The 19,147-nt window shown below is 65.5% G+C and carries 15 protein-coding genes; 9 read left to right on the plus strand and 6 right to left on the minus strand.

Translation table 11 applies throughout. The features are described 5' to 3' along the window. Window positions 1–12 precede the first annotated feature (12 nt). Window positions 13–1,143: a site-specific DNA-methyltransferase gene (locus tag I6F37_RS18170; RefSeq protein WP_036024862.1), complete on the minus strand. Its 1,131-nt coding sequence runs from the start codon at window positions 1,141–1,143 to the stop codon at window positions 13–15. Window positions 1,144–1,561: 418 nt separating this feature from the next. Between I6F37_RS18170 and I6F37_RS18175 the strand changes: the two genes are divergently transcribed. Next, window positions 1,562–2,503: a neutral zinc metallopeptidase gene (locus I6F37_RS18175; RefSeq protein WP_036006315.1), complete on the plus strand. Its 942-nt coding sequence runs from the start codon at window positions 1,562–1,564 to the stop codon at window positions 2,501–2,503. Window positions 2,504–2,538: 35 nt separating this feature from the next. Further along, on the plus strand, window positions 2,539–3,102 hold the full coding sequence (moaB, locus tag I6F37_RS18180; RefSeq protein WP_036024863.1) for a molybdenum cofactor biosynthesis protein B: 564 nt from the start codon (window positions 2,539–2,541) through the stop codon (window positions 3,100–3,102). Between the two features lie 191 nt (window positions 3,103–3,293). Here the strand turns inward: moaB and I6F37_RS18185 are convergent, their stop codons facing one another. Beyond that, window positions 3,294–4,253 (minus strand): helix-turn-helix domain-containing GNAT family N-acetyltransferase, encoded by a 960-nt coding sequence (locus I6F37_RS18185; RefSeq protein ID WP_050995927.1) that lies wholly within the window; start codon window positions 4,251–4,253, stop codon window positions 3,294–3,296. A gap of 63 nt (window positions 4,254–4,316) precedes the next feature. Then, window positions 4,317–4,892 (minus strand): hypothetical protein, encoded by a 576-nt coding sequence (locus I6F37_RS18190; protein ID WP_057026293.1) that lies wholly within the window; start codon window positions 4,890–4,892, stop codon window positions 4,317–4,319. Window positions 4,893–5,144: 252 nt separating this feature from the next. Between I6F37_RS18190 and I6F37_RS18195 the strand changes: the two genes are divergently transcribed. Then, on the plus strand, window positions 5,145–5,987 hold the full coding sequence (locus I6F37_RS18195; RefSeq protein ID WP_036024879.1) for an RMD1 family protein: 843 nt from the start codon (window positions 5,145–5,147) through the stop codon (window positions 5,985–5,987). An 88-nt stretch (window positions 5,988–6,075) separates the two neighbouring features. Here the strand turns inward: I6F37_RS18195 and I6F37_RS18200 are convergent, their stop codons facing one another. Then, window positions 6,076–7,248: an acetate/propionate family kinase gene (locus I6F37_RS18200; protein WP_036024881.1), complete on the minus strand. Its 1,173-nt coding sequence runs from the start codon at window positions 7,246–7,248 to the stop codon at window positions 6,076–6,078. Window positions 7,249–7,250: 2 nt separating this feature from the next. Further along, complete coding sequence (locus tag I6F37_RS18205; RefSeq protein WP_036024921.1) at window positions 7,251–9,665, minus strand: phosphoketolase; 2,415 nt, start codon at window positions 9,663–9,665, stop codon at window positions 7,251–7,253. Window positions 9,666–9,875: 210 nt separating this feature from the next. On the opposite strand from I6F37_RS18205, the gene I6F37_RS18210 reads away from it, so the two are divergent. From I6F37_RS18210 to I6F37_RS18225, 4 genes are all read left to right on the plus strand, one after another. Then, a complete protein-coding gene (locus tag I6F37_RS18210; RefSeq protein ID WP_074448128.1) occupies window positions 9,876–11,039 on the plus strand; it encodes a PA0069 family radical SAM protein in 1,164 nt (387 codons plus the stop codon). A gap of 24 nt (window positions 11,040–11,063) precedes the next feature. Beyond that, window positions 11,064–11,519 carry a VOC family protein gene (locus I6F37_RS18215; RefSeq protein ID WP_036024884.1) on the plus strand — a complete coding sequence of 152 codons (456 nt, stop codon included), beginning with the start codon at window positions 11,064–11,066 and terminating at the stop codon, window positions 11,517–11,519. A 77-nt stretch (window positions 11,520–11,596) separates the two neighbouring features. Continuing rightward, window positions 11,597–12,454 carry a ribonuclease HII gene (locus I6F37_RS18220; protein WP_036024886.1) on the plus strand — a complete coding sequence of 286 codons (858 nt, stop codon included), beginning with the start codon at window positions 11,597–11,599 and terminating at the stop codon, window positions 12,452–12,454. A 206-nt stretch (window positions 12,455–12,660) separates the two neighbouring features. Further along, window positions 12,661–14,169 (plus strand): glycosyltransferase family 39 protein, encoded by a 1,509-nt coding sequence (locus tag I6F37_RS18225; RefSeq protein WP_036024888.1) that lies wholly within the window; start codon window positions 12,661–12,663, stop codon window positions 14,167–14,169. Window positions 14,170–14,291: 122 nt separating this feature from the next. Here the strand turns inward: I6F37_RS18225 and I6F37_RS18230 are convergent, their stop codons facing one another. Next, on the minus strand, window positions 14,292–15,107 hold the full coding sequence (locus I6F37_RS18230; protein ID WP_036024890.1) for a uracil-DNA glycosylase family protein: 816 nt from the start codon (window positions 15,105–15,107) through the stop codon (window positions 14,292–14,294). 236 nt (window positions 15,108–15,343) lie between these two features. Here I6F37_RS18230 and I6F37_RS18235 point away from each other — a divergent pair, with 236 nt between their 5' ends. Then, on the plus strand, window positions 15,344–17,005 hold the full coding sequence (locus I6F37_RS18235) for an electron transfer flavoprotein-ubiquinone oxidoreductase (RefSeq protein WP_036024892.1): 1,662 nt from the start codon (window positions 15,344–15,346) through the stop codon (window positions 17,003–17,005). Window positions 17,006–17,294: 289 nt separating this feature from the next. Then, a complete protein-coding gene (locus I6F37_RS18240) occupies window positions 17,295–19,091 on the plus strand; it encodes a tetratricopeptide repeat protein (protein ID WP_036024894.1) in 1,797 nt (598 codons plus the stop codon). Window positions 19,092–19,147: the final 56 nt, after the last annotated feature.

The following is a 19,147-nucleotide window of genomic DNA, read 5'->3' on the forward strand; positions in this document are numbered from 1 at the left end:
ACGGTGGGAAAGCTACTCCGCCGCCATTCCCGCGCGGATCTCGGCGCGCAGCTCGTCGATCAGCTTGAGGCCCTTCCTGGTCTCGACGTGCCAGAAGGTCCAGCCGTTGCAGGCCTGCGCGCCTTGCGCCACCGCGCCGATCCGGTGGATCGAGCCGACCTTGTCGCCAAGCATGATGGCGCCGTCGGCGCGCACCAGCGCCCCTAACTTCTTCTTGGCGTCGAACAGCTTGGTGCCGGGCATGATCATGCCGCGCTCGATCAGCTCGGAGAACGCAACGCGCGGCGCCTCGCGCGCGGTCATGAACGGGGCAAGGCTTTCTTCCGGCAACGGTTCGACCTTGGCGATGCGCGCCTCGGCCGCCTTGGCGTAGGTCTTGTCGCGCTCGAAGCCGACATAGGAGCGGCCGAGGCGCTTGGCGACCGCGCCGGTGGTGCCGGTGCCGTTGAACGGGTCGATGACGAGATCGCCGGGCTTGGACGAGGACAGCAGCACGCGCGCCAGCAGGCCTTCCGGCTTCTGTGTCGGATGCACTTTCTTGCCGTCGGCGCCCTTGAGGCGCTCCTCGCCGGTGCAGAGCGGAATCAGCCAGTCGGACCGCGCCTGCACATCCTCGTTGGCGGCCTTCAATGCCTCGTAGTTGAACGTGTAGCCCTTGGCCTTCTCGTCACGCGCGGCCCAGATCATGGTTTCGTGCGCGTTGGTGAAGCGGCGGCCGCGGAAATTCGGCATCGGATTGGTCTTGCGCCAGACGATGTCGTTCAGCAGCCAGAAGCCGAGGTCCTGCATGATGGCGCCGACGCGGAAGATGTTGTGATAGGAGCCGATCACCCAGATCGTCGCCGACGGCTTCATGGCGCGGCGTGCGGCGAGCAGCCAGGCGCGGGTGAAGTCGTCGTAGGCGGCAAACGAATCGAACTTGTCCCAGTCGTCGTTGACGGCATCGACATGGGATTCGTCGGGACGCTTGAGGTCGCCCTTGAGTTGCAGATTGTAGGGCGGATCGGCGAACACCAGGTCGACGCTGCCTGCCTGCAGCTTCGACATCTCGGCGACGCAATCACCGACGATGATGCGATGCGAAGGGGACTCAAAATTTGTGCGGGGCGCCCTTGCAGACGCCCCGCGACGCGACTCTACCATGACTCAAGTACTCTGACTCAGGCGACGCTGTCGGCGACGCGGGACCAAACAACCGACTGGCCGTTACATTGAAGGGGCAAAGTAAAAATCGACTTAACCAGCCGCTTTCGTGAGCACTCCTCGCATCATCGTTCGCGCACACATTGCTGCGCGCATTCGCCTTGTTTTACAGTGCATTTCGTACTTGCGCGGTTCGCTGGAGCGATCGTGGCGGGAAAAAGGCTGTAAATTTCTCTCGGAAAAAACTGCTCGGCCCTCGGAAAAATTTGCTGGCATCGACAGGCTGTCGCACTAGGCAATTTTTGCCGGCCACGATATTGATAAAAGCAACGGAAATTTTACGTATGTGGCGCGTTGAGCTTTCGCGTTTCTGTGCGCCGTCGAAACTTGAATCAGGGACCCCAGAGGAAAGGCCGCCATGCGCTACGATGACTTCCGCCGCAGCGACGACATCGAGGATCGTCGCGACGAAGGTGGTGGCTTTGGCGGAGGCGGAGGCGGCGGGTTCGGCCTGCCGATGGGCGGTGGCGGGCTTGGCATCGGCACCATCATCATCCTCGGCCTGGTCGGCTACGCCTTCGGCATCGATCCCCGCATCCTGATCGGCGGCGCCGAGATCCTCTCCGGCGGCGGCCATGCGCCGACCTATCAGACCGATCGTCAGGCCTCCTCCGGCAAGCGCGGCGCGCCGACCGACGAGATGGGCAGTATGATCTCCGGCATCCTCGGCGAGCTCGACGATCGCTGGAGCGAGATCTTCCAGGCTAACGGCCAGTCGTACACCGGTCCGAAGATCGTGCTGTTCCGCAACGCCACCAATGGCGGCCGCTGCGGCATGGCGCAGTCGGCCATGGGGCCGTTCTATTGTCCGCCCGATCGGACCATCTTCCTCGACACCGCCTTCTTCCGCGAGGTCGAGACCCGCTTTCGCGGCTGCTCCGGCAAGTCGGCGTGCAATTTCACCACCGCCTACATCATCGCGCACGAGGTCGGCCATCACATCCAGAACCTGCTCGGCATCATTCCGCGCGTGACGCGGCTGCAGCAGCAGGTCGGCTCGAAGGCCGAGGCCAATGCGCTCCAGGTCAAGGTGGAGCTGCAGGCCGATTGTCTGTCCGGCGTCTGGGTCAACCGCGAGGCGAAGAAGCGTCCGAACTTCCTCGAGCCCGGCGACATCGAGGCCGCGCTGACCACGGCAAGCGCGATCGGCGACGACACGCTGCAACGCCAGGCCACCGGCCGCGTGGTACCCGACTCCTTCACCCACGGCTCGGCGGCGCAACGCAAGCAATGGTTCATGATCGGCTACCAGCAGGGCACGGTCCAGGCCTGCAACACGTTCGGTGCGGGGGCGTTGTAACGCGTTAGCCCCGGAACGACGAGCGAGGGTGAAGAATGGCCTCCATCGACGAATCCAAACAATTCATCCCGCTCAACATTGCGGTGCTCACGGTGTCCGACACGCGCGCGCTTGCGGACGACAAGTCCGGTCAGACCCTCGCCGATCGTCTCACCGCTGCGGGTCATCATCTTGCCGCGCGCGAGATCGTCACCGATGATGTCGAGGAGATCCGCGCTGTGATCCGCCGCTGGATCGCCGATAGCGGCATCGACGTCGTCATCACCACCGGCGGCACCGGCTTTACCGGGCGCGACGTCACGCCCGAGGCGATCGAGCCGCTGTTCGAGAAGCGCATGGACGGCTTTTCGATCGCCTTCCACATGCTGAGCCACGCCAAGATCGGGGCGTCGACGATCCAGAGTCGCGCCACCGCGGGCGTCGCGGGCGCAACCTACATCTTCTGCCTGCCGGGCTCGCCCGGCGCCTGCCGCGACGGCTGGGACGGCATCCTCGCAGCTCAGCTCGACTACCGCACGCGCCCCTGCAACTTTGTCGAGATCATGCCGCGGCTGGACGAGCATCTGCGCCGGCCAAAGGCGCAAGGCGCGACGGTGTGAGTTCTTGCTTTTCTTCCCTTCTCCCCTTGTGGGAGAAGGTGGCGCGAAGCGCCGGATGAGGGGTTCTCTCCGCGCGCACCAATGCTTGTGGAGACATACCCCTCACCCAAGCGAGCTTGCGTTTGCTAGTTGACATGCCCTCTCCCGCAAGGGGAGAGGGCGCAGCAACGCGCATCTCGCTCGCTGCGAGATCAGATATCCAGCTCCCACGTCTCGCCGACCAGGTCGGCACCGAAGCTGTGATGCGGCTCCGTCGCGACCAGCTTGAATCCCGCGCTTTGATAAATCCCGCGCGCAGCCACCAAAATGCTCTGCGTCCACAGCGTCATCTTGCTGTAGCCGCGCTCGCGGGCGCCCTGGATGCATTGCTCGACGAGGGCGCGGCCGACGCCGAGGCCCCGTGCTTTCTTCTCAACCTGCAACAGGCGGAGTTTGGCGATCTCGTCCGTGGCCTTGACCAGGAACACCGAGCCGACCGGCTCGCCACCGACCTCCGCGATCCAGCAATGCTCGCGCGCGGCGTCGTAATTCCTGATGAACTGTGCGCAGATCTCGGCGACCAGCGCCTCGTAACTGATGTCCCAATTGTAGTCCGCGGCGTAGGCGGCAGCCTGCCGGGAGACGACCCAACCCATATCGCCGACGCGATGGCTACGCAGCATGAAAGAAGCGGGCGGGCTTCGGCGTTGCTCCAGCACGGCCTCGATCGTGGCCATCGCCTGCGTGAGCCGGGTCGCATCGCCAGGCGAAAGCTGAGCCAGCATCGCGGCGACCTCGTTTTGCGAGTTCAGGTTCAGCTTGGCGAAAGCCTGCCGGCCTTTGGCGGTCAGGCTGAGCTGGTACTGCCTGCGGTCCACGGGCAGCGGCTTTCGCGTGATCAGCCCCTTCTCGTCGAAGCTCTGGACGATGCGGCTGAGATAGCCGGGATCGAGACCGAGCTCGTGTCCGATCTCTTTTGCGGCAAGGTCGTCGCGATGGGCGAGCTCGTAGAGCACCCGCGCCTCGCTGAGCGAGAATGGACTCTTGCCGAGGTGCTGGTCGAGCACACCGAGCTTGCGGGTGTAGAAGCGGTTGAAGGCGCGAACCGCTGCGACGTGGTCGTCGGCAGCCTGTTCGGCCACGGCGCTTGACGGCAAAGCTTTCGATAGCATGGGATCACCTCGATATTTGCCATTGTCAATTGATTATTTGACATTGGCAAGTATCTCGGCGCTTCAGCCGACCATGACAATCCGGCTGCGCAGCATGGTCCGGGACGACCGGCCGAGCCGGCGGAGCAGCCGTGCCTCGGAATGCCGGGCGTGTGGCGGGTAGCCGCCGATCCGGTCGTAATGATCGCGCGCGATCAGCAGCCCTTGATCGCCGAGAGGACCGACGAGCCTGCGCGCCACTGCCCAGAGGACGTCGCGCACTGCGGTATTTGCGTAGGGCGAACGGGCATAGCGGAACACCGCGGCACGATCCCGGCCGCTGGTGGCGACGGCCTGGATGAACTGGGTGGTTTCCTCGATCCAGCCGGTTTCCAGCACCGCGCCCGCAGGCAGGAACATCAGCCAGGGCGATCGGGCCTGGCGCGCCCCGGCAGCGAGCGCAGCGCCTTGCGAAGGCCCTTCGAAGCCGATGAAACGGCAGCCCGCGACGTCGGCAACGCGCTCGATGACGCCGTTGCGCGTGCCGTCGACGAGAAGCACTTCCCGGATCACGCCGGCTGCGGCGCCGGGCACCAGCGCGGCCAGGGTTGCGACCGCCGTCTGCTCGACACCTTCGGTCGGAATGATGACGCTCAGCATGATTGAGGCTTCAGTTTCCGCACTTCGGGAGAAGCGTAGCGTTGCATGATGTTGTCATAAACCCGTCGCGCTGCCGAGTGCAACTTTCGGAAGGGGCTTCGGCGTGCGATGGTAAACTGCCGCGAGTTCATCACGACCAGATGTGCCAGGCGCGGCTGGTAATATTGCCGAATGTTTCGGCACAAGCCGATCCTGACGGTATTAACCCCGAATGCTTCGTGGCGACGTTTCGCTGCCCGGGAGAGACTTTGCATGAACGCCGATCACCTCGCCGTTGGCACCGCGCCAACATCGCCGAAGCAGGAGGCCGCGCCGACCTTGCGGATCCGGGCGCTGATGCTGGGCGACCGCATCAACGCGTCTGGCCTCGAGATCGGCACGCTGGTGTCCTCGACGCCGGCCGCCTTCCGCGTTCATGCCGGCCTTGCCGTGATCTTTCGCTACGGCGTCGTCGTGCTGATCGGGCTGTTGCCGTCGGAGGAGAAGGTCCTCGTCGACAACCTGAGATCGCGCGTTACCGGAGAGTTCAGCCCCTACGAGGAGGAGATCGCGCAGGCGCAGCTCTGCAACGAGGAAGCCGGCGAGACGATCCAGCCGGGCGGGCCGATCTGCCTCGCCAAGTTCTCCGACGACCGGCTGCTGCTGGTTGCGGACGCACTCGCCAAGAGCACGTCGCTGGCGCGCGACGAGCGGCGCGTCGCCGCGGTCTTCGACGTCATCGAGCCGTTTGCACGGGAGCTCGCCGAGCGCGGTCGCACGCCGCAACGGCGCAAGGGTATCCTGCAATTGATCGGCAACGCGCTGCTGGTGCAGCAGCGGGTCGCCGGCCGCGTCGCCGTCGCCGAGAAGCCCGACGTGCTCTGGGAGAAGCCCGAGCTCGACCGGCTCTATTCGCGCCTGGAGGACGAATACGAACTGAAGGAGCGCCTCGACACGCTCGAGCGCAAGCTTGCCGCGGTGTCGGAGACCGCCAACGCGCTGACCGATATCATCGATACCCAGCGCTCGCTCCGCCTGGAGATCGCCGTCGTGGTGCTGATCCTGATCGAGGTCGCGATGGGGACTTTTCAGCTCCTGACCGGCCGCGGTCACTAAGCAGGATGAGATCAGGTTTGATTGCTATAACGTAAGTGCACTCCCTCTCCCGCTTGCGGAGAGGGTGTTTTCGCAACGGGATAACGCCCTAGATCAGAGCCGCGCAATGGCGCGCGATCATCATCTCTTCGTTGGTGGGAATGACGAAGACCTCGACCATGCTGCCGCTGCCGTTGATGCGCTCGCGCGCGGCATCGTTGCTTGCGGCGTCGATGCGCACGCCCATCCAGGCGAGACGCTCGCCGATCGCGCCGCGGATGTCCTTGGCATGTTCGCCGATGCCGCCGGTGAAGATCAGGCAGTCCAGGCCGCCGAGCGTGGCCGCCATCATCGCGACCTGCTGCGCCGCACGGAAGGTGAAGAGATCCACGGCTTCACGCGCCGCAGCCTCGCGGCTCGCCAGCAGCGTGCGCATGTCCGCAGACAAGCCGGAGACGCCGAAGAGGCCTGACTCGTGATAGAGCAGGTGCTGGACATCCTCGATCGACATGTTCTCGTGCTGTTGCAGATAGAGCAGCACGCCCGGATCGATCGCACCGCAACGCGTGCCCATCACGAGGCCGTCGAGCGGCGTCAGCCCCATCGTGGTGTCGATGCTGCGGCCATCGCGCAGGGCGCAGAGGCTGGCGCCATTGCCGAGATGCGCGATGACAGTGCGCTTGGCCACGAGCTCCGGCGCGATCTCGGCCAGGCGTCCCGCGACATATTCGAACGAGAGGCCGTGAAAGCCGTAGCGCCTGACGCCACGCGCCTCGAATCGCCGGGGAATGGCGAAGCGGCTCGCCGGCGGCGCGAGGCCGTGGTGGAAGGCGGTGTCGAAACACGCGATCTGCGTCAGCTCGGGCCGGATCGCCGCGAGCGTGCGCACCGGCGCGAGGCAGCGCGGCTGGTGCAGCGGCGCCAGCGGCGTCAAGGCCTCCAGTTTCGCAATGATGTCCTCTGTCAGGACCTCCGGGCCTGAATAATCCGGCCCGCCGTGGACGATGCGATGGCCGATGGCCCGCAGGCTGCGTCCACCGAACCGGTCCTCGATGAAGGTGAGCACGTCCGCGAACAGATGGCCGCGGGCTCCGTCAGGCGCCTGATTGCTTGTCTCGAACAGGTCTTCGCCCGTGGGGCCCTTCACCACCAGCCGGGGTTTGGCCTCGTGCTCGTCGAGCAGGCCCTTGCAGAGCAGGGCAGGCTCGGCCGCCGCGACATCGAACAGGCCGAACTTGATGCTCGACGATCCCGCGTTGAGGACGAGGACCGTGTCCGACATCGCTAATCGCCGGCCTCGGCCGGCGTGTTGCCGCCGGCGCTGTTTTGCCAGACCCAGTCACGAATCTCAGGCATGTCTTCACCGTGCTCGCGGACATAACGGGAGTGTTCGATCAGTCTGTCGCGGAATTGCTGCTTCACCTGAGCGGCCTTGGTCGCCAGTCCCGGCACGCGTTCGATCGCCTCGATCGCGAGGTGGTAGCGGTCGAGTTCGTTGAGCACGACCATGTCGAAGGGCGTCGTCGTGGTGCCCTCCTCGGCAAAGCCGCGCACATGCATGCCGGCATGGTTGGTGCGATTATAGGTCAGCCGGTGAATGAGATAGGGATAGCCGTGATAGGCAAAGATCACAGGCTTGTCGCGCGTGAACAGGCTGTCGAAGTCGCGGTCGGACAGGCCGTGCGGATGCTGCTCCCTCGGCTGCAGCGTCATGAGGTCGACGACGTTGACGACGCGGATCTTCAAGTCCGGCAGCGCCTTGCGTAGGAGGTCGACGGCAGCGAGCGTCTCCAGCGTCGGCACGTCGCCGGCGCAGGCCATGACGACGTCGGGCTCGCCCTTTCCGTCCTCCGTGCCCGCCCAGGTCCAGATGCCGATGCCGGCATCGCAATGCGTCGCCGCGTCCTGCATCGACAGCCATTGCGGCGCCGGCTGCTTGCCGGCGACGATTACGTTGATGCGGTTATAGGTCCGCAGGCAGTGGTCGGCGATCCACAGCAGCGTATTGGCGTCCGGCGGGAAGTAGATGCGGACGATGTCGGCCTTCTTGTTGGCGACGAGATCGACGAAACCGGGGTCCTGATGGCTGAAGCCGTTATGGTCCTGGCGCCAGACATGCGAGGTCAGCAGATAATTGAGCGAGGCGATCGGACGCCGCCACGGCAGCTCCCGCGTCACCTTCAGCCATTTGGCGTGTTGGTTGAACATGGAATCCACGATGTGGATGAAGGCCTCGTAGCAGGAGAAGAAGCCGTGCCGTCCCGTGAGCAGATAGCCCTCCAGCCAGCCCTGGCAGAGATGCTCGCTCAGCACCTCCATGACGCGGCCGTCCTGGGCGAGGTGCACGTCGTAAGGCTCGGTGGGCTCCATCCAGACGCGTTCGGTGGCTTCGAACACGGCGTCGAGCCGGTTCGATGCCGTCTCGTCCGGGCCCATGATGCGGAAGTTGCGCTCCTTCGCGTTGAGGCGGATGACATCGCGCAGGAATTTGCCGAGCTCGCGCGTCGCTTCCGCAACGACTTCGCCGGGCTGCGTCACCTCGATCGCGAAGCTGCGGAAGTCGGGCAGCTTCAGCTCCTTCTTCAGCACGCCGCCATTGGCATGCGGATTGGCGCCCATGCGCCTGACGCCTTCGGGCGCAAGCGCCTGAAGCTCGGCAACGAGCGCGCCGTTGCCATCGAACAGCTTTTCCGGCTCGTAACTGCGCATCCAGTCTTCGAGCACCTTGAGATGCTCCGGGTTCTCGCGGCAGCCTGCGACTGGCACCTGATGCGCGCGCCAGAAGCCCTCCACCTTCTTGCCGTCGACCTCCTTCGGGCCGGTCCAGCCCTTCGGGCTGCGCAGCACGATCATCGGCCAGCGCGGCCGCTCGACGGTTGTGCGGCCGTCGCGGGCATGCTGCTGGATCGAGCGGATGCTGGCGAATGCGACGTCCAGCGCATCGGCCATGGCCTGGTGCATCAATTTGGGATCGTCGCCGCTGACGAACAGCGGCTCATGGCCGAACCCGCGGAAAAGGTCGCGGATCTCCGCGTCCTGCATCCGCCCGAGCACGGTGGGGTTGGCGATCTTGTAGCCGTTGAGATGCAGGATCGGCAGCACTGCGCCGTCATGGGCGGGGTTCAGGAACTTGTTGGAGTGCCAGGACGCAGCGAGCGGGCCGGTCTCGGCCTCGCCGTCGCCGACCACGCAGGCGACGATCAAATCCGGATTGTCGAATGCGGCGCCATAGGCGTGCACCAGCGCATAGCCAAGCTCGCCGCCTTCGTGAATCGAGCCGGGCGTTTCCGGTGCCGCATGGCTCGGAATGCCGCCGGGGAAGGAGAACTGCCGAAACAGCTTGCGCAATCCATCCGCATCGCGCGCGATCTCGGGATAGATCTCGCTGTAGCTGCCTTCGAGATAAGTGTTGGCGACCATGCCCGGACCGCCATGGCCGGGACCGCAGACATAGATCACGCTGACATCGAGCGCCCGGATGACGCGGTTGAGATGGGCGTAGATGAAGTTCAGGCCCGGCGTCGTGCCCCAATGACCCAGCAGACGCGGCTTGATGTGCTCGGGCCGCAGCGGCTCGCGCAGCAGCGGATTGTCGAGCAGGTAGATTTGCCCGACCGAGAGGTAGTTGGCGGCGCGCCAATAGCGATCGAGCAGATCGAGGTCGCTGCTCGCTTCGGCCGTTTTTTGTTGGATTGTCATGTTCCTGCCGACCTTCACTTCGCGATCGTCACCAACCCGGTTCCGGGGCGATCGATCCGTCGGGCATGAAACGGGATGGTCGTGACGGCCGTGTTGCGTGAGGTCAAAGGCAGGCGCGCGAAGTTTAGGCAGCTCTACTGTGCATGGGGTTGTTTTCACGTTTTTGGTTTGTGTTCTTGATTTGTTCCTATGTCGTGCTATCTTGGCTGCATGAGTCCAGCATCCTCTCATGCTCTCAAGCACCCGCCGGTCACGGCGCCCTCCGAGCCGGCGGGTGCGCCTTCAGATTTCCCCGAGCTTGGCGTCGCCATCGACCGCGCGCGACGGCGAGGGCGGGGCGCGCAGTCCAACGCCAGCGGCCGTTACGAGGCCGAGGCGCGCGTCGCTTTCGACGACGGCTGGCAGAGCCTCGACGAGCTGCCGCCGTTCAAGACGAGTGTCGCCATCGACACCTCACGCAAGGTGATCACCCGCAACGATTCCCCCGACATCGGTTTCGACCGCTCGATCAATCCCTATCGCGGCTGCGAGCACGGCTGCGTCTATTGCTTCGCGCGGCCGACCCACGCCTATCTCGGCCTGTCGCCGGGGCTCGACTTCGAGTCAAAACTGTTCGTGAAGCCCGAGGCGCCTTCGCTGCTCGAGAAGGAGCTTGCGGCTCCCGGCTACGAGCCGCGGATGATCGCGATCGGCACCAACACCGATCCCTACCAGCCGATCGAGCGCGAGCGCAAAATCATGCGCGGCATTTTGGAAGTGCTGGAGCGCGCAGGGCATCCCGTCGGCATCGTCACCAAGTCGGCGCTGGTGCTGCGCGACATCGACATTCTCCAGCGGATGGCCAAGCGCAACCTCACCAAGGTCGCGATCTCGGTCACCTCGCTCGATCCGAAGCTGGCGCGCACCATGGAGCCGCGGGCCGCGACGCCGCCGAAACGGCTGGAGGCGCTGAAGCAGCTCTCGGACGCCGGCATTCCCACCACGGTAATGGTCGCGCCCGTGATCCCCGCACTGAACGATTCCGAGATCGAGCGCATCCTCGATGCCGCCGCCCATGCCGGGGTCAAGGAAGCCGCCTATGTGCTGCTGCGGCTGCCGCTGGAGGTGCGCGATCTCTTCCGCGAATGGCTGATGGCGAACTATCCGGACCGCTATCGCCACGTCTTCACCCTGATCCGAGACATGCGCGGCGGGCGCGACTACGACGCCAAATGGGGCGAGCGGATGAAGGGCACCGGACCGATGGCCTGGACCATCGGCCGCCGCTTCGAGATCGCCTGCGAGCGACTCGGCCTCAACAAGCGGCGCTCCAAGCTGACCATTGATCACTTTGCGCGGCCGAAGCGGAACGGTGATCAGCTCAGCCTGTTTTGAGCGGACACGTGCAAGAGGTGTCGCATGCTCAAGGAACTCACCGTGCCGGTGCCGCGGCTGACCGTCATCACGCTCGGTGTGAACGACATCCGCGCCAGCATCGCCTTCTACGACGCGCTCGGTTTCTCGCGCCGGCTGAAGGAGACCGGCGAGGCGGTTGCGTTCTACGACACCGGCGGTCCGGTGCTAGCGCTTTATCACTGGGATCGGCTCGCGGCGGACGCGTCCTTGGAGGACCAGCCGAGGCCCACGACCTTTCGCGGCATGACGCTTGCCTGGAATTGCGTGACCCGCGAGGAGGTCGACGAGGTGCTGGCATTCGCCGTCGAGAAGGGGGCCACCTTGCTGAAGGCGGCGCACGCGACCGATTACGGCGGCTATTGCGGGTATTTTGCCGATCCCGATGCACATGTCTGGGAAGTCGTGGTCGCACCCGGCATCGAGGTGGGCGAGGACCGGCGGGTGCATCTGGCGGAGTAGGGCGGGCGGCCTGAATAACGGGAATATCCTGGGTTCCCGGTTGCGCTGGCGAAGCCCCCTGGCGCACGATCCCGGCCATGATTCGGGACCCCTCCGCCAAGACCCCAGCCAAAGCCGCGCCGAAGAAAAAGGCCGCGCCGAAGGCTGTGCCCGCCAAGGCGGCAAAGATATCTGCGGCCGATGCTGCGAAGGTTCCTGCCGGTAGGAAAGGCATCATTGCCGTTGCTCCTCCGAGCTTCCGCCGCGAGCGCGCGCTGATCAAGCGCGGCGTCTGGCCGGTCGCGGGCTGTGACGAGGCCGGCCGCGGCCCGCTCGCAGGTCCCGTGGTGGCCGCCGCTGTGATTCTCGATCCCGACCGCATTCCGCGCGGCATCGACGATTCCAAGCGCCTGACCGCTGAGGAGCGCGAAAAGCTGTTCGACAAGATCTGCGCCACCGCGCAGGTCTCGGTCGCCGTCGCCTCGCCGGCGCGAATCGACCGCGACAACATCCTGCGCGCCTCGCTGTGGGCGCTGAAGCGCGCCGTGGTGGCCCTGCCCGAGGCGCCCAGGCACGTCTTCGTCGACGGCCGCGACCGGCTCGACACCGCATGCGACTGCGAGGCCGTGATCGGCGGCGACGGTATCGTGCTGTCGATCGCCGCGGCCTCCATCGTCGCCAAGGTCACCCGGGACCGGCTGATGTGCGCGCTGGCGCAGGACTGCCCGGGCTACGGCTTCGAGCAGCACAAGGGCTACGCCGTGCCAGAGCATCTCGACGCGCTTGATCGCCTCGGCCCTTCCATCCACCACCGCAGCTTCTTCGCTCCCGTCGCCGCCGCCCGCGCCAAGCACATGCCCTGGACCGTCGAGCCGGTGCACGACCTGTTCTCGGTGACCGAGGTCGAGGTGCAGGTGGAGGCGAGCGTCGAGATCGACGCTTCCGTAAATCTCTAGCGATCCTCCTACAGCTTTCCCATCCGTCATGGCCGGGCTTGACCCGGCCACCCACGTCTTACCAGCGGCACGAAGAACGTGGATGCCCGGGACAAGCCCGGGCATGACGAACTGCGGCGGTTGCCACAACCCGTGACGCCCTTTATCAAAACAGACGTGAGCGAATAGGGCCGGCTGGACGGGTTGGCTGCACCTTCGGACGTTGCATGCGGTTTACCTCCCTGGTCATCGAGCTCATTCGCGCCCGGCCGCGGCTGATCGTTTGGATTGCGGTGCTGCTGCAGGCCGCGATGTGGCTGTTCGTGGCGCTGGTGTTCTACCGCAGCCCGCCCGGCACTCTCGCGACCCTTCTGGCCTTCGGCAGGGAATACCAGGTCGGCACCGATCTCGGCCCGCCGCTTGCCATCTGGCTCGCCGACATCGCCTATCGCGCCGCCGGCGGCCACATGCTCGGCGTCTATGTGCTCGCCCAGCTCTGCGAGATCGCGACCTTCATCGCGCTCTATCATCTCTCCCGTGCCGTGGTCGGCTCGCAGCAGGCGGTGCTTGCCGTGCTCCTCACCATGACGGTGCTGGCCTTCTCCTCCTCGGCGCTGGACTTCGGCCCGCTGATCCTGGCGCGGCCGCTCTGGGCGCTCTTGCTGCTGCACTCCTGGCAGATCATCGGCCAGCGCCGCGGCAATGCCTGGTTCGCCTGGTCGATCGAAGCCGGCCTCCTGCTGCTGACGACGCCCGCCGCGATCTTCCTGCTGCTGCTGATCGTCGTCTTCGCGGTTACGACCGCCGGCGGCCGCCGGACGCTGCGCGGGCTCGATCCGCTGTTCGCGCTGATCGTCGTCGCCGTGCTGGCGCTGCCCTATGCGGTCTTTCTGATGCGGGCCGAGACGCTGGCGCTGCCGGACTTGCCGCCAGTCGCCGAGCTCAACGCCCGCGCGCTGCATGCGGCCTGGCTGCTCGGTGGCCTCGTGCTGGGGGCGGCGGCGATCCCGGCGCTGACCTTTCTCAACACCGGAATGTTCGCCGGCAAGGGCGAGGAGCCACCGATCATCTACCGCCCGCCGGTCGAGCCGCTCGCGCGCAACTTCGTCTATTTCTTCGCGTTCGCTCTGCCGCTCGGCGCAGTGCTGATCTCCGGCCTGCTGGGGCTCGATTCCGTCGTCGGCGGCCCCGGCGTCGTGTTGATCATGTCGGGGCTTACCGTGGTCGTCGCGGCCGGCGATCTCATCGCGATGCGCCGCGCGCGCATGCTCCGCATGGTCTGGGCCGCCGCCGTTGCCGCGCCCGCCGCCGGCGTGGTGCTTGCCGTCCTGTTCCTGCCCTGGACGGGCACTAGCGAAATTGCGACCTCGATGCCGGCGCGCGCGATCTCGGACTTCTTCGACGAGAGCTTCGCCCGCCGCACCAACCATCGCCTGCGCGCCGTCGCCGGCGAGACCCAGCTCGCGAGCCTGATCGCGCTGCATTCCGGCCGGCCGCATTTGTTCATCGACGCCGCCCCCGCGCGGACGCCGTGGATGAGCCAGACCAAGTTCAGCGAGACCGGCGGCGTCGTGGTCTGGCGCGCCTCCGATACCGCGGGCACGCCGCCGCCGGAGATCCTCAAGCGCTTTCCCGGCATCGTGCCGGAAGTCCCGCGCGCCTTCGAATGGCTGGTGACCGGCCGCCAGCAGCTGTTGCGCATCGGCTGGGCCATCGTGCGGCCGAAGGGGACGTAGGTCGGTGTCATTCCGGGGCGCGGCGAAGCCGCGAGCCCGGAATCCATTCATCCACCAACTCTGCCGCTCGATGGATTCCGGGCTCTCGCTTCGCGAGCCCCGGAATGACGGCGTGGGCGTCGTTACACGGCGCCCTGCGCCAGCGCCTTCGCAATCGCCCGCAGATCCTGCCAGGCCAGCCGCTTGTAGGCCGGCGAGCGCAAGAGGTAGGCCGGGTGAAACGTCGGCAGCGCGCGGATCACGCGCTGGCCGGTGTCGTAGTCGAACCAGCGCCCGCGCGTGCGCATGATGCCTTCGCGCGTCGACAGCAGCGTCTGCGTCGAGGGATTGCCGAGCGTCACCAGCACGTCGGGGTTCACCAGCTCGATCTGGCGCTGGATGAAAGGCAGGCAGATTTGCGTCTCCTGCGGCGTCGGCGTGCGGTTGCCGGGCGGCCGCCAGGGAATGACGTTGGCGATGTAGGCGGTGGTGCGGTTGAGGCCGATGGCTCCGATCATCAGATCGAGCAGCTTGCCGCTGCGCCCGACGAAAGGCAGTCCCTCGATGTCCTCGTCGCGGCCCGGCGCCTCGCCGACGAACATGATGCGCGCCTGCGGGTTGCCATCGGCAAACACCAGCCGCGTCGCGGTGTGCTTCAACGCGCAGCCCTCGAAATTCTGCATCAGCTCGCGCAGCGCCTCCAGGGTCGGCGCGGTGCGTGCAGCCTCGCGTGCCGAGGCGATGGCGACGTCCGGTGCAGGCACGGCTTCGCCGCGCATGACCGCGGGCGCGGCGACCGGCCGCGGCGCTTCGGCTGGCGGGGCCGCGCGCGGGCTGGGTGGCGGCGCATCGATTTCCGCCAGGCGGTCTATCGGTTCCTCCGCGAGCGCGCAGTCGACACCGGCCTCCAGATAGAAGGCGAGCAGCTCTCGGACGGTGGGTGCGGGTTCGGGGATCATGGGAAAGAATGACTTTTATAGCATAGCGTTTTCAAGCGAGGTGGACACCGGTTCGCGTGAAGAAAACGCGTTAAGAAATGATCGGGACCTCCCGGTTCTGGCGTACCAGAACCGGGGGTGGTCCCGTTTGGGCGGCCTTGCATCCCGCGGAACGCGATTCCGAGGTTGTCCTACCCGGAAAAATCGGAAACAAGAGGGCGCAAACGACCAAGGACCGTCTCAAGGGCTGAGATCAGATGAGCACCGAAGAACTTCCCCCGCGCGAATCCATGGAATTCGACGTCGTCATCGTCGGCGCCGGCCCGTCGGGTCTGTCGGCCGCGATCCGGCTCAAGCAGCTCAACGCCGAGCTCAACGTCGTCGTGGTGGAGAAGGGCTCCGAGGTTGGTGCGCACATCCTCTCGGGCGCCGTGATCGATCCCGCGGGCCTCGACAAGCTGATCCCGGACTGGCGCGAGGATGCCGACTGCCCGCTGAAGACGCAGGTCAAGGACGACCGCTTCTACTGGATGACCGGCGGCGGCGCGATCAAGCTGCCGAATTTCATGATGCCGCCGCTGATGAACAATCATCACTGCTACATCGGCTCGCTCGGCAATGTCTGCCGCTGGCTGGCGCGCAAGGCCGAGGCGCTCGGCGTCGAGATCTATCCGGGCTTTGCGGCGGCCGAGGTGCTCTATGACGAGGAGGGCAAGGTCAAGGGCATCGCCACCGGCGACATGGGCATCGGCCGCGACGGCAAGCCGAAGGATTCCTTCACCCGCGGCATGGAATTGCTCGGCAAGTACACGCTGTTCGCCGAAGGCGCCCGCGGCAGCCTGACCAAGCAGCTCATCAACAAGTTCGCGCTCGACGCCAAGAGCGAGCCGCCGAAGTTCGGCATCGGCCTCAAGGAGGTCTGGCAGATCGATCCCGCCAAGCACCAGAAGGGCTTGATCCAGCATTCATTCGGCTGGCCGCTTGACCTCAAGACCGGTGGCGGCTCGTTCCTTTATCACTACGACGACAATCTCGTCGCCGTCGGCTTCGTCGTGCATCTGAACTACGACGATCCCTATCTGTCCCCATTCGACGAATTCCAGCGCTTCAAGACCCATCCCTCGATCCGCGGCACCTTCGACGGCGCCAAGCGGCTCGCCTACGGCGCGCGCGCGATCACCGAGGGCGGCTATCAGTCGGTGCCGAAGCTGAGCTTCCCCGGCGGCGCGCTGATCGGCTGCGCGGCCGGCTTCGTCAACGTGCCGCGCATCAAGGGCGTGCACAATGCGATGGGCACCGGCATGCTGGCTGCCGAACATGTTGCGGCCGCGCTCGCCGCCGACCGCGCCAATGACGAGCTCGTCGAATACGAGAACGCCTGGCGTTCCTCATCGGTCGGCAAGGACCTGTTCCTGGTCCGCAACGTCAAGCCATTGTGGTCGAAGTTCGGCACCGTGCTCGGCGTCGCGCTGGGCGGCTTCGACATGTGGTGCAATACGCTGTTCGGCGCCTCACTGTTTGGCACGCAGTCGCACGTCAAGCCCGACCGCGCCACGCTCGATTCGGCCAAGAGCCACGCGCCCAGGAACTACCCGAAGCCCGACGGCAAGATCACGTTCGACAAGCTGTCCTCGGTGTTTTTGTCCAACACCAATCACGAGGAGGACCAGCCGATCCATCTGAAGGTCACGGACATGAACCTCCAGAAGACGTCCGAGCACGACGTCTATGCCGGCCCCTCGAACCGCTATTGCCCGGCTGGCGTCTATGAATGGATCGAGGAGGGCTCCGGTCCGCGCTTCCAGATCAACGCCCAGAACTGCGTCCACTGCAAGACCTGCGACGTGAAGGATCCCAACGGCAACATCACCTGGGTTCCCCCGGAGGGCGGCGGCGGCCCGAACTACGAGGCGATGTGAGGACATCGCACGGGTGACCAGGCGCACGTTCCCGTGAGGACGAGGCTGCGGCGACCCGCCGCGGCCACGATAAGGCCATAGTGGCGGCGTCTTGGGGCGCTGGCGCGGTTTCAATGGGCCGGCTTGGGCGTGCGGAGGGGATCTTCCCGGGTCCGAATCCTTGCGGCGAAGCGCCAAAAGCGGCATTGTCGGCCTGACGGTTCCGGGCCCGGATGTCACCGGCCGCGTTCGCTTGCGATACGGTCTTCTGCTGCAAACCCAGGCACCACCCAACTCAAGGCGAGCCCTGATGTTTTCAAATCGTTTCAACCGCTGGACTGCTGCCGCCATCGCCCTCATGGGCACCGCGATCGCGACGGTCCCCGGCGCGGTCCTGGCGCAGACGCCGGATCATCCGGAAAACACGGCGGCGCAATTTCCGACGCGAAACGATCTGAAGTCGCTCACCGGCGCCGGCAGCTATCTCGCCGCCCGCCATGCTAGCGTTGAGCGCGACGCGACCTCGGCCGCCGCATTCTACCGTTCGGCGCTCCGCACCGATCCCAAGAACAACGAGCTGCTCGACCGTGCCTTCATCTCGTCGGTCGCCGACGGCGACATCGAGGAGGCGGTCAAGCTCGCCGAGCGCATCCTCACCATCGACAAGACCAACCGCGTCGCCCGTCTCGTCGTCGGCGTGCACGATCTCAAGCTGAAGAAGTACGTCGCGGCGCAGACCAACATCAACCAGTCGATCCGTGGTCCGATCACCGATCTCGTCGCCACGCTGCTGTCGGGCTGGGCCGCCTATGGTGCGGGCGATGCCAAGGGTGGTGTCGCCACCATCGACAAGCTGACAGGTCCGGAATGGTATCCGCTGTTCAAGGATCTCCACACCGGCATGATCCTGGAGCTCTCCGGCAAGGAGAAGGACGCCGGCACGCGCTTCGAGCGCGCCTACAAGCTCGACGATTCCATGCTGCGCGTGACCGAGGCCTATGCGCGCTGGCTGTCGCGCAACAAGGATTCCGCCGCGGCTACCAACATCTATCAGGCCTTCGACAAGAAGCTCGCGCGCCATCCGCTGATCCAGGAAGGCCTGCGCGAGACCAAGGCCGGCAAGAAGATGCCGCCGCTGGTCGATTCCGCGCAGGCCGGCGCCGCCGAAGCGCTCTACGGCATCGGCGCGACGCTGACCCGCCGCGGTGGCGAGGATCTGGCGCTGGTCTATCTCCAGCTCTCGCTCTACCTGCAGCCGACGCATCCGCTGGCACTGCTGTCGCTCGCCGATCTCTACGAATCAGTCAAGCGGCCGAAGATGGCGATCAAGGTCTACGAGCGCGTGCCCGCCAACTCGCCGCTCAAGCGCAACGCGCAAATTCAGCTCGCCATCGATCTCGATTCCGCCGACCGCACCGACGAGGCGATCAAGATCCTCAAGGGCGTCACCTCGGAGGATCCCAAGGACCTCGAAGCCATCATGGCGCTCGGCAACATCGAGCGCGGCCGCAAGCGGTTCGGCGATTGCGGCGCGACCTATTCACGAGGCATCGAGGTGCTGCCGCCCGGCAACGACAAGGCCAACAGCGTCTGGTACTATTATCGCGGCATCTGCCAGGAGCGCTCCAAGCAATGGGCCAAGGCCGAGGCCGACATGAAGAAGGCGCTGGAGCTGCAGCCCGATCAGCCGCACGTCCTCAACTATCTCGGCTATTCCTGGATCGACCAGGGCGTGAATCTCGACGAAGGCATGAAGATGATCAAGCGGGCCGTCGAGCAGCGTCCCGACGACGGCTACATCGTCGATTCCCTCGGCTGGGCCTATTACCGCATCGGCAATTTCGAGGAGGCAGTGAAGAACCTCGAGCGCGCGATCGATCTCAAGCCCGAGGATCCGACCATCAACGACCACCTCGGCGACGCCTATTGGCGCGTCGGCCGCACGCTGGAGGCAAAATTCCAGTGGTCGCATGCGCGCGATCTCAAGCCCGAGCCGGAAGAGCTGCCGAAGATCGAGGCCAAGATCGCCAACGGCCTTCCCGACGACAATTCGAACTCTTCTGCGGCGCAGGCCGAAAAGAAGAAGGACGACGGCAAGGGCGGCTAAGCTAGGCGCATGATCCGGAAAAGTGTGGAGCGGTTTTCCGATCAGATCATGCGCAA

It is taken from the genome of Bradyrhizobium sp. NBAIM08, assembly GCF_020193935.1.
Taxonomy (GTDB): Bacteria; Pseudomonadota; Alphaproteobacteria; order Rhizobiales; family Xanthobacteraceae; genus Bradyrhizobium; species Bradyrhizobium yuanmingense.

Coding starts and splice junctions, on each gene's coding strand:
- I6F37_RS18200 (WP_036024881.1), bottom strand. CDS start 7,248: ATGTCGGACACGGTCCTCGTCCTCAACGCGGGATCGTCGAGCATCAAG.
- I6F37_RS18210 (WP_074448128.1), top strand. CDS start 9,876: ATGAGTCCAGCATCCTCTCATGCTCTCAAGCACCCGCCGGTCACGGCG.
- I6F37_RS18230 (WP_036024890.1), bottom strand. CDS start 15,107: ATGATCCCCGAACCCGCACCCACCGTCCGAGAGCTGCTCGCCTTCTAT.
- moaB (WP_036024863.1), top strand. CDS start 2,539: ATGGCCTCCATCGACGAATCCAAACAATTCATCCCGCTCAACATTGCG.
- I6F37_RS18190 (WP_057026293.1), bottom strand. CDS start 4,892: ATGCTGAGCGTCATCATTCCGACCGAAGGTGTCGAGCAGACGGCGGTC.
- I6F37_RS18170 (WP_036024862.1), bottom strand. CDS start 1,143: ATGGTAGAGTCGCGTCGCGGGGCGTCTGCAAGGGCGCCCCGCACAAAT.
- I6F37_RS18225 (WP_036024888.1), top strand. CDS start 12,661: ATGCGGTTTACCTCCCTGGTCATCGAGCTCATTCGCGCCCGGCCGCGG.
- I6F37_RS18195 (WP_036024879.1), top strand. CDS start 5,145: ATGAACGCCGATCACCTCGCCGTTGGCACCGCGCCAACATCGCCGAAG.
- I6F37_RS18240 (WP_036024894.1), top strand. CDS start 17,295: ATGTTTTCAAATCGTTTCAACCGCTGGACTGCTGCCGCCATCGCCCTC.
- I6F37_RS18185 (WP_050995927.1), bottom strand. CDS start 4,253: ATGCTATCGAAAGCTTTGCCGTCAAGCGCCGTGGCCGAACAGGCTGCC.
- I6F37_RS18205 (WP_036024921.1), bottom strand. CDS start 9,665: ATGACAATCCAACAAAAAACGGCCGAAGCGAGCAGCGACCTCGATCTG.
- I6F37_RS18215 (WP_036024884.1), top strand. CDS start 11,064: ATGCTCAAGGAACTCACCGTGCCGGTGCCGCGGCTGACCGTCATCACG.
- I6F37_RS18235 (WP_036024892.1), top strand. CDS start 15,344: ATGAGCACCGAAGAACTTCCCCCGCGCGAATCCATGGAATTCGACGTC.
- I6F37_RS18175 (WP_036006315.1), top strand. CDS start 1,562: ATGCGCTACGATGACTTCCGCCGCAGCGACGACATCGAGGATCGTCGC.
- I6F37_RS18220 (WP_036024886.1), top strand. CDS start 11,597: ATGATTCGGGACCCCTCCGCCAAGACCCCAGCCAAAGCCGCGCCGAAG.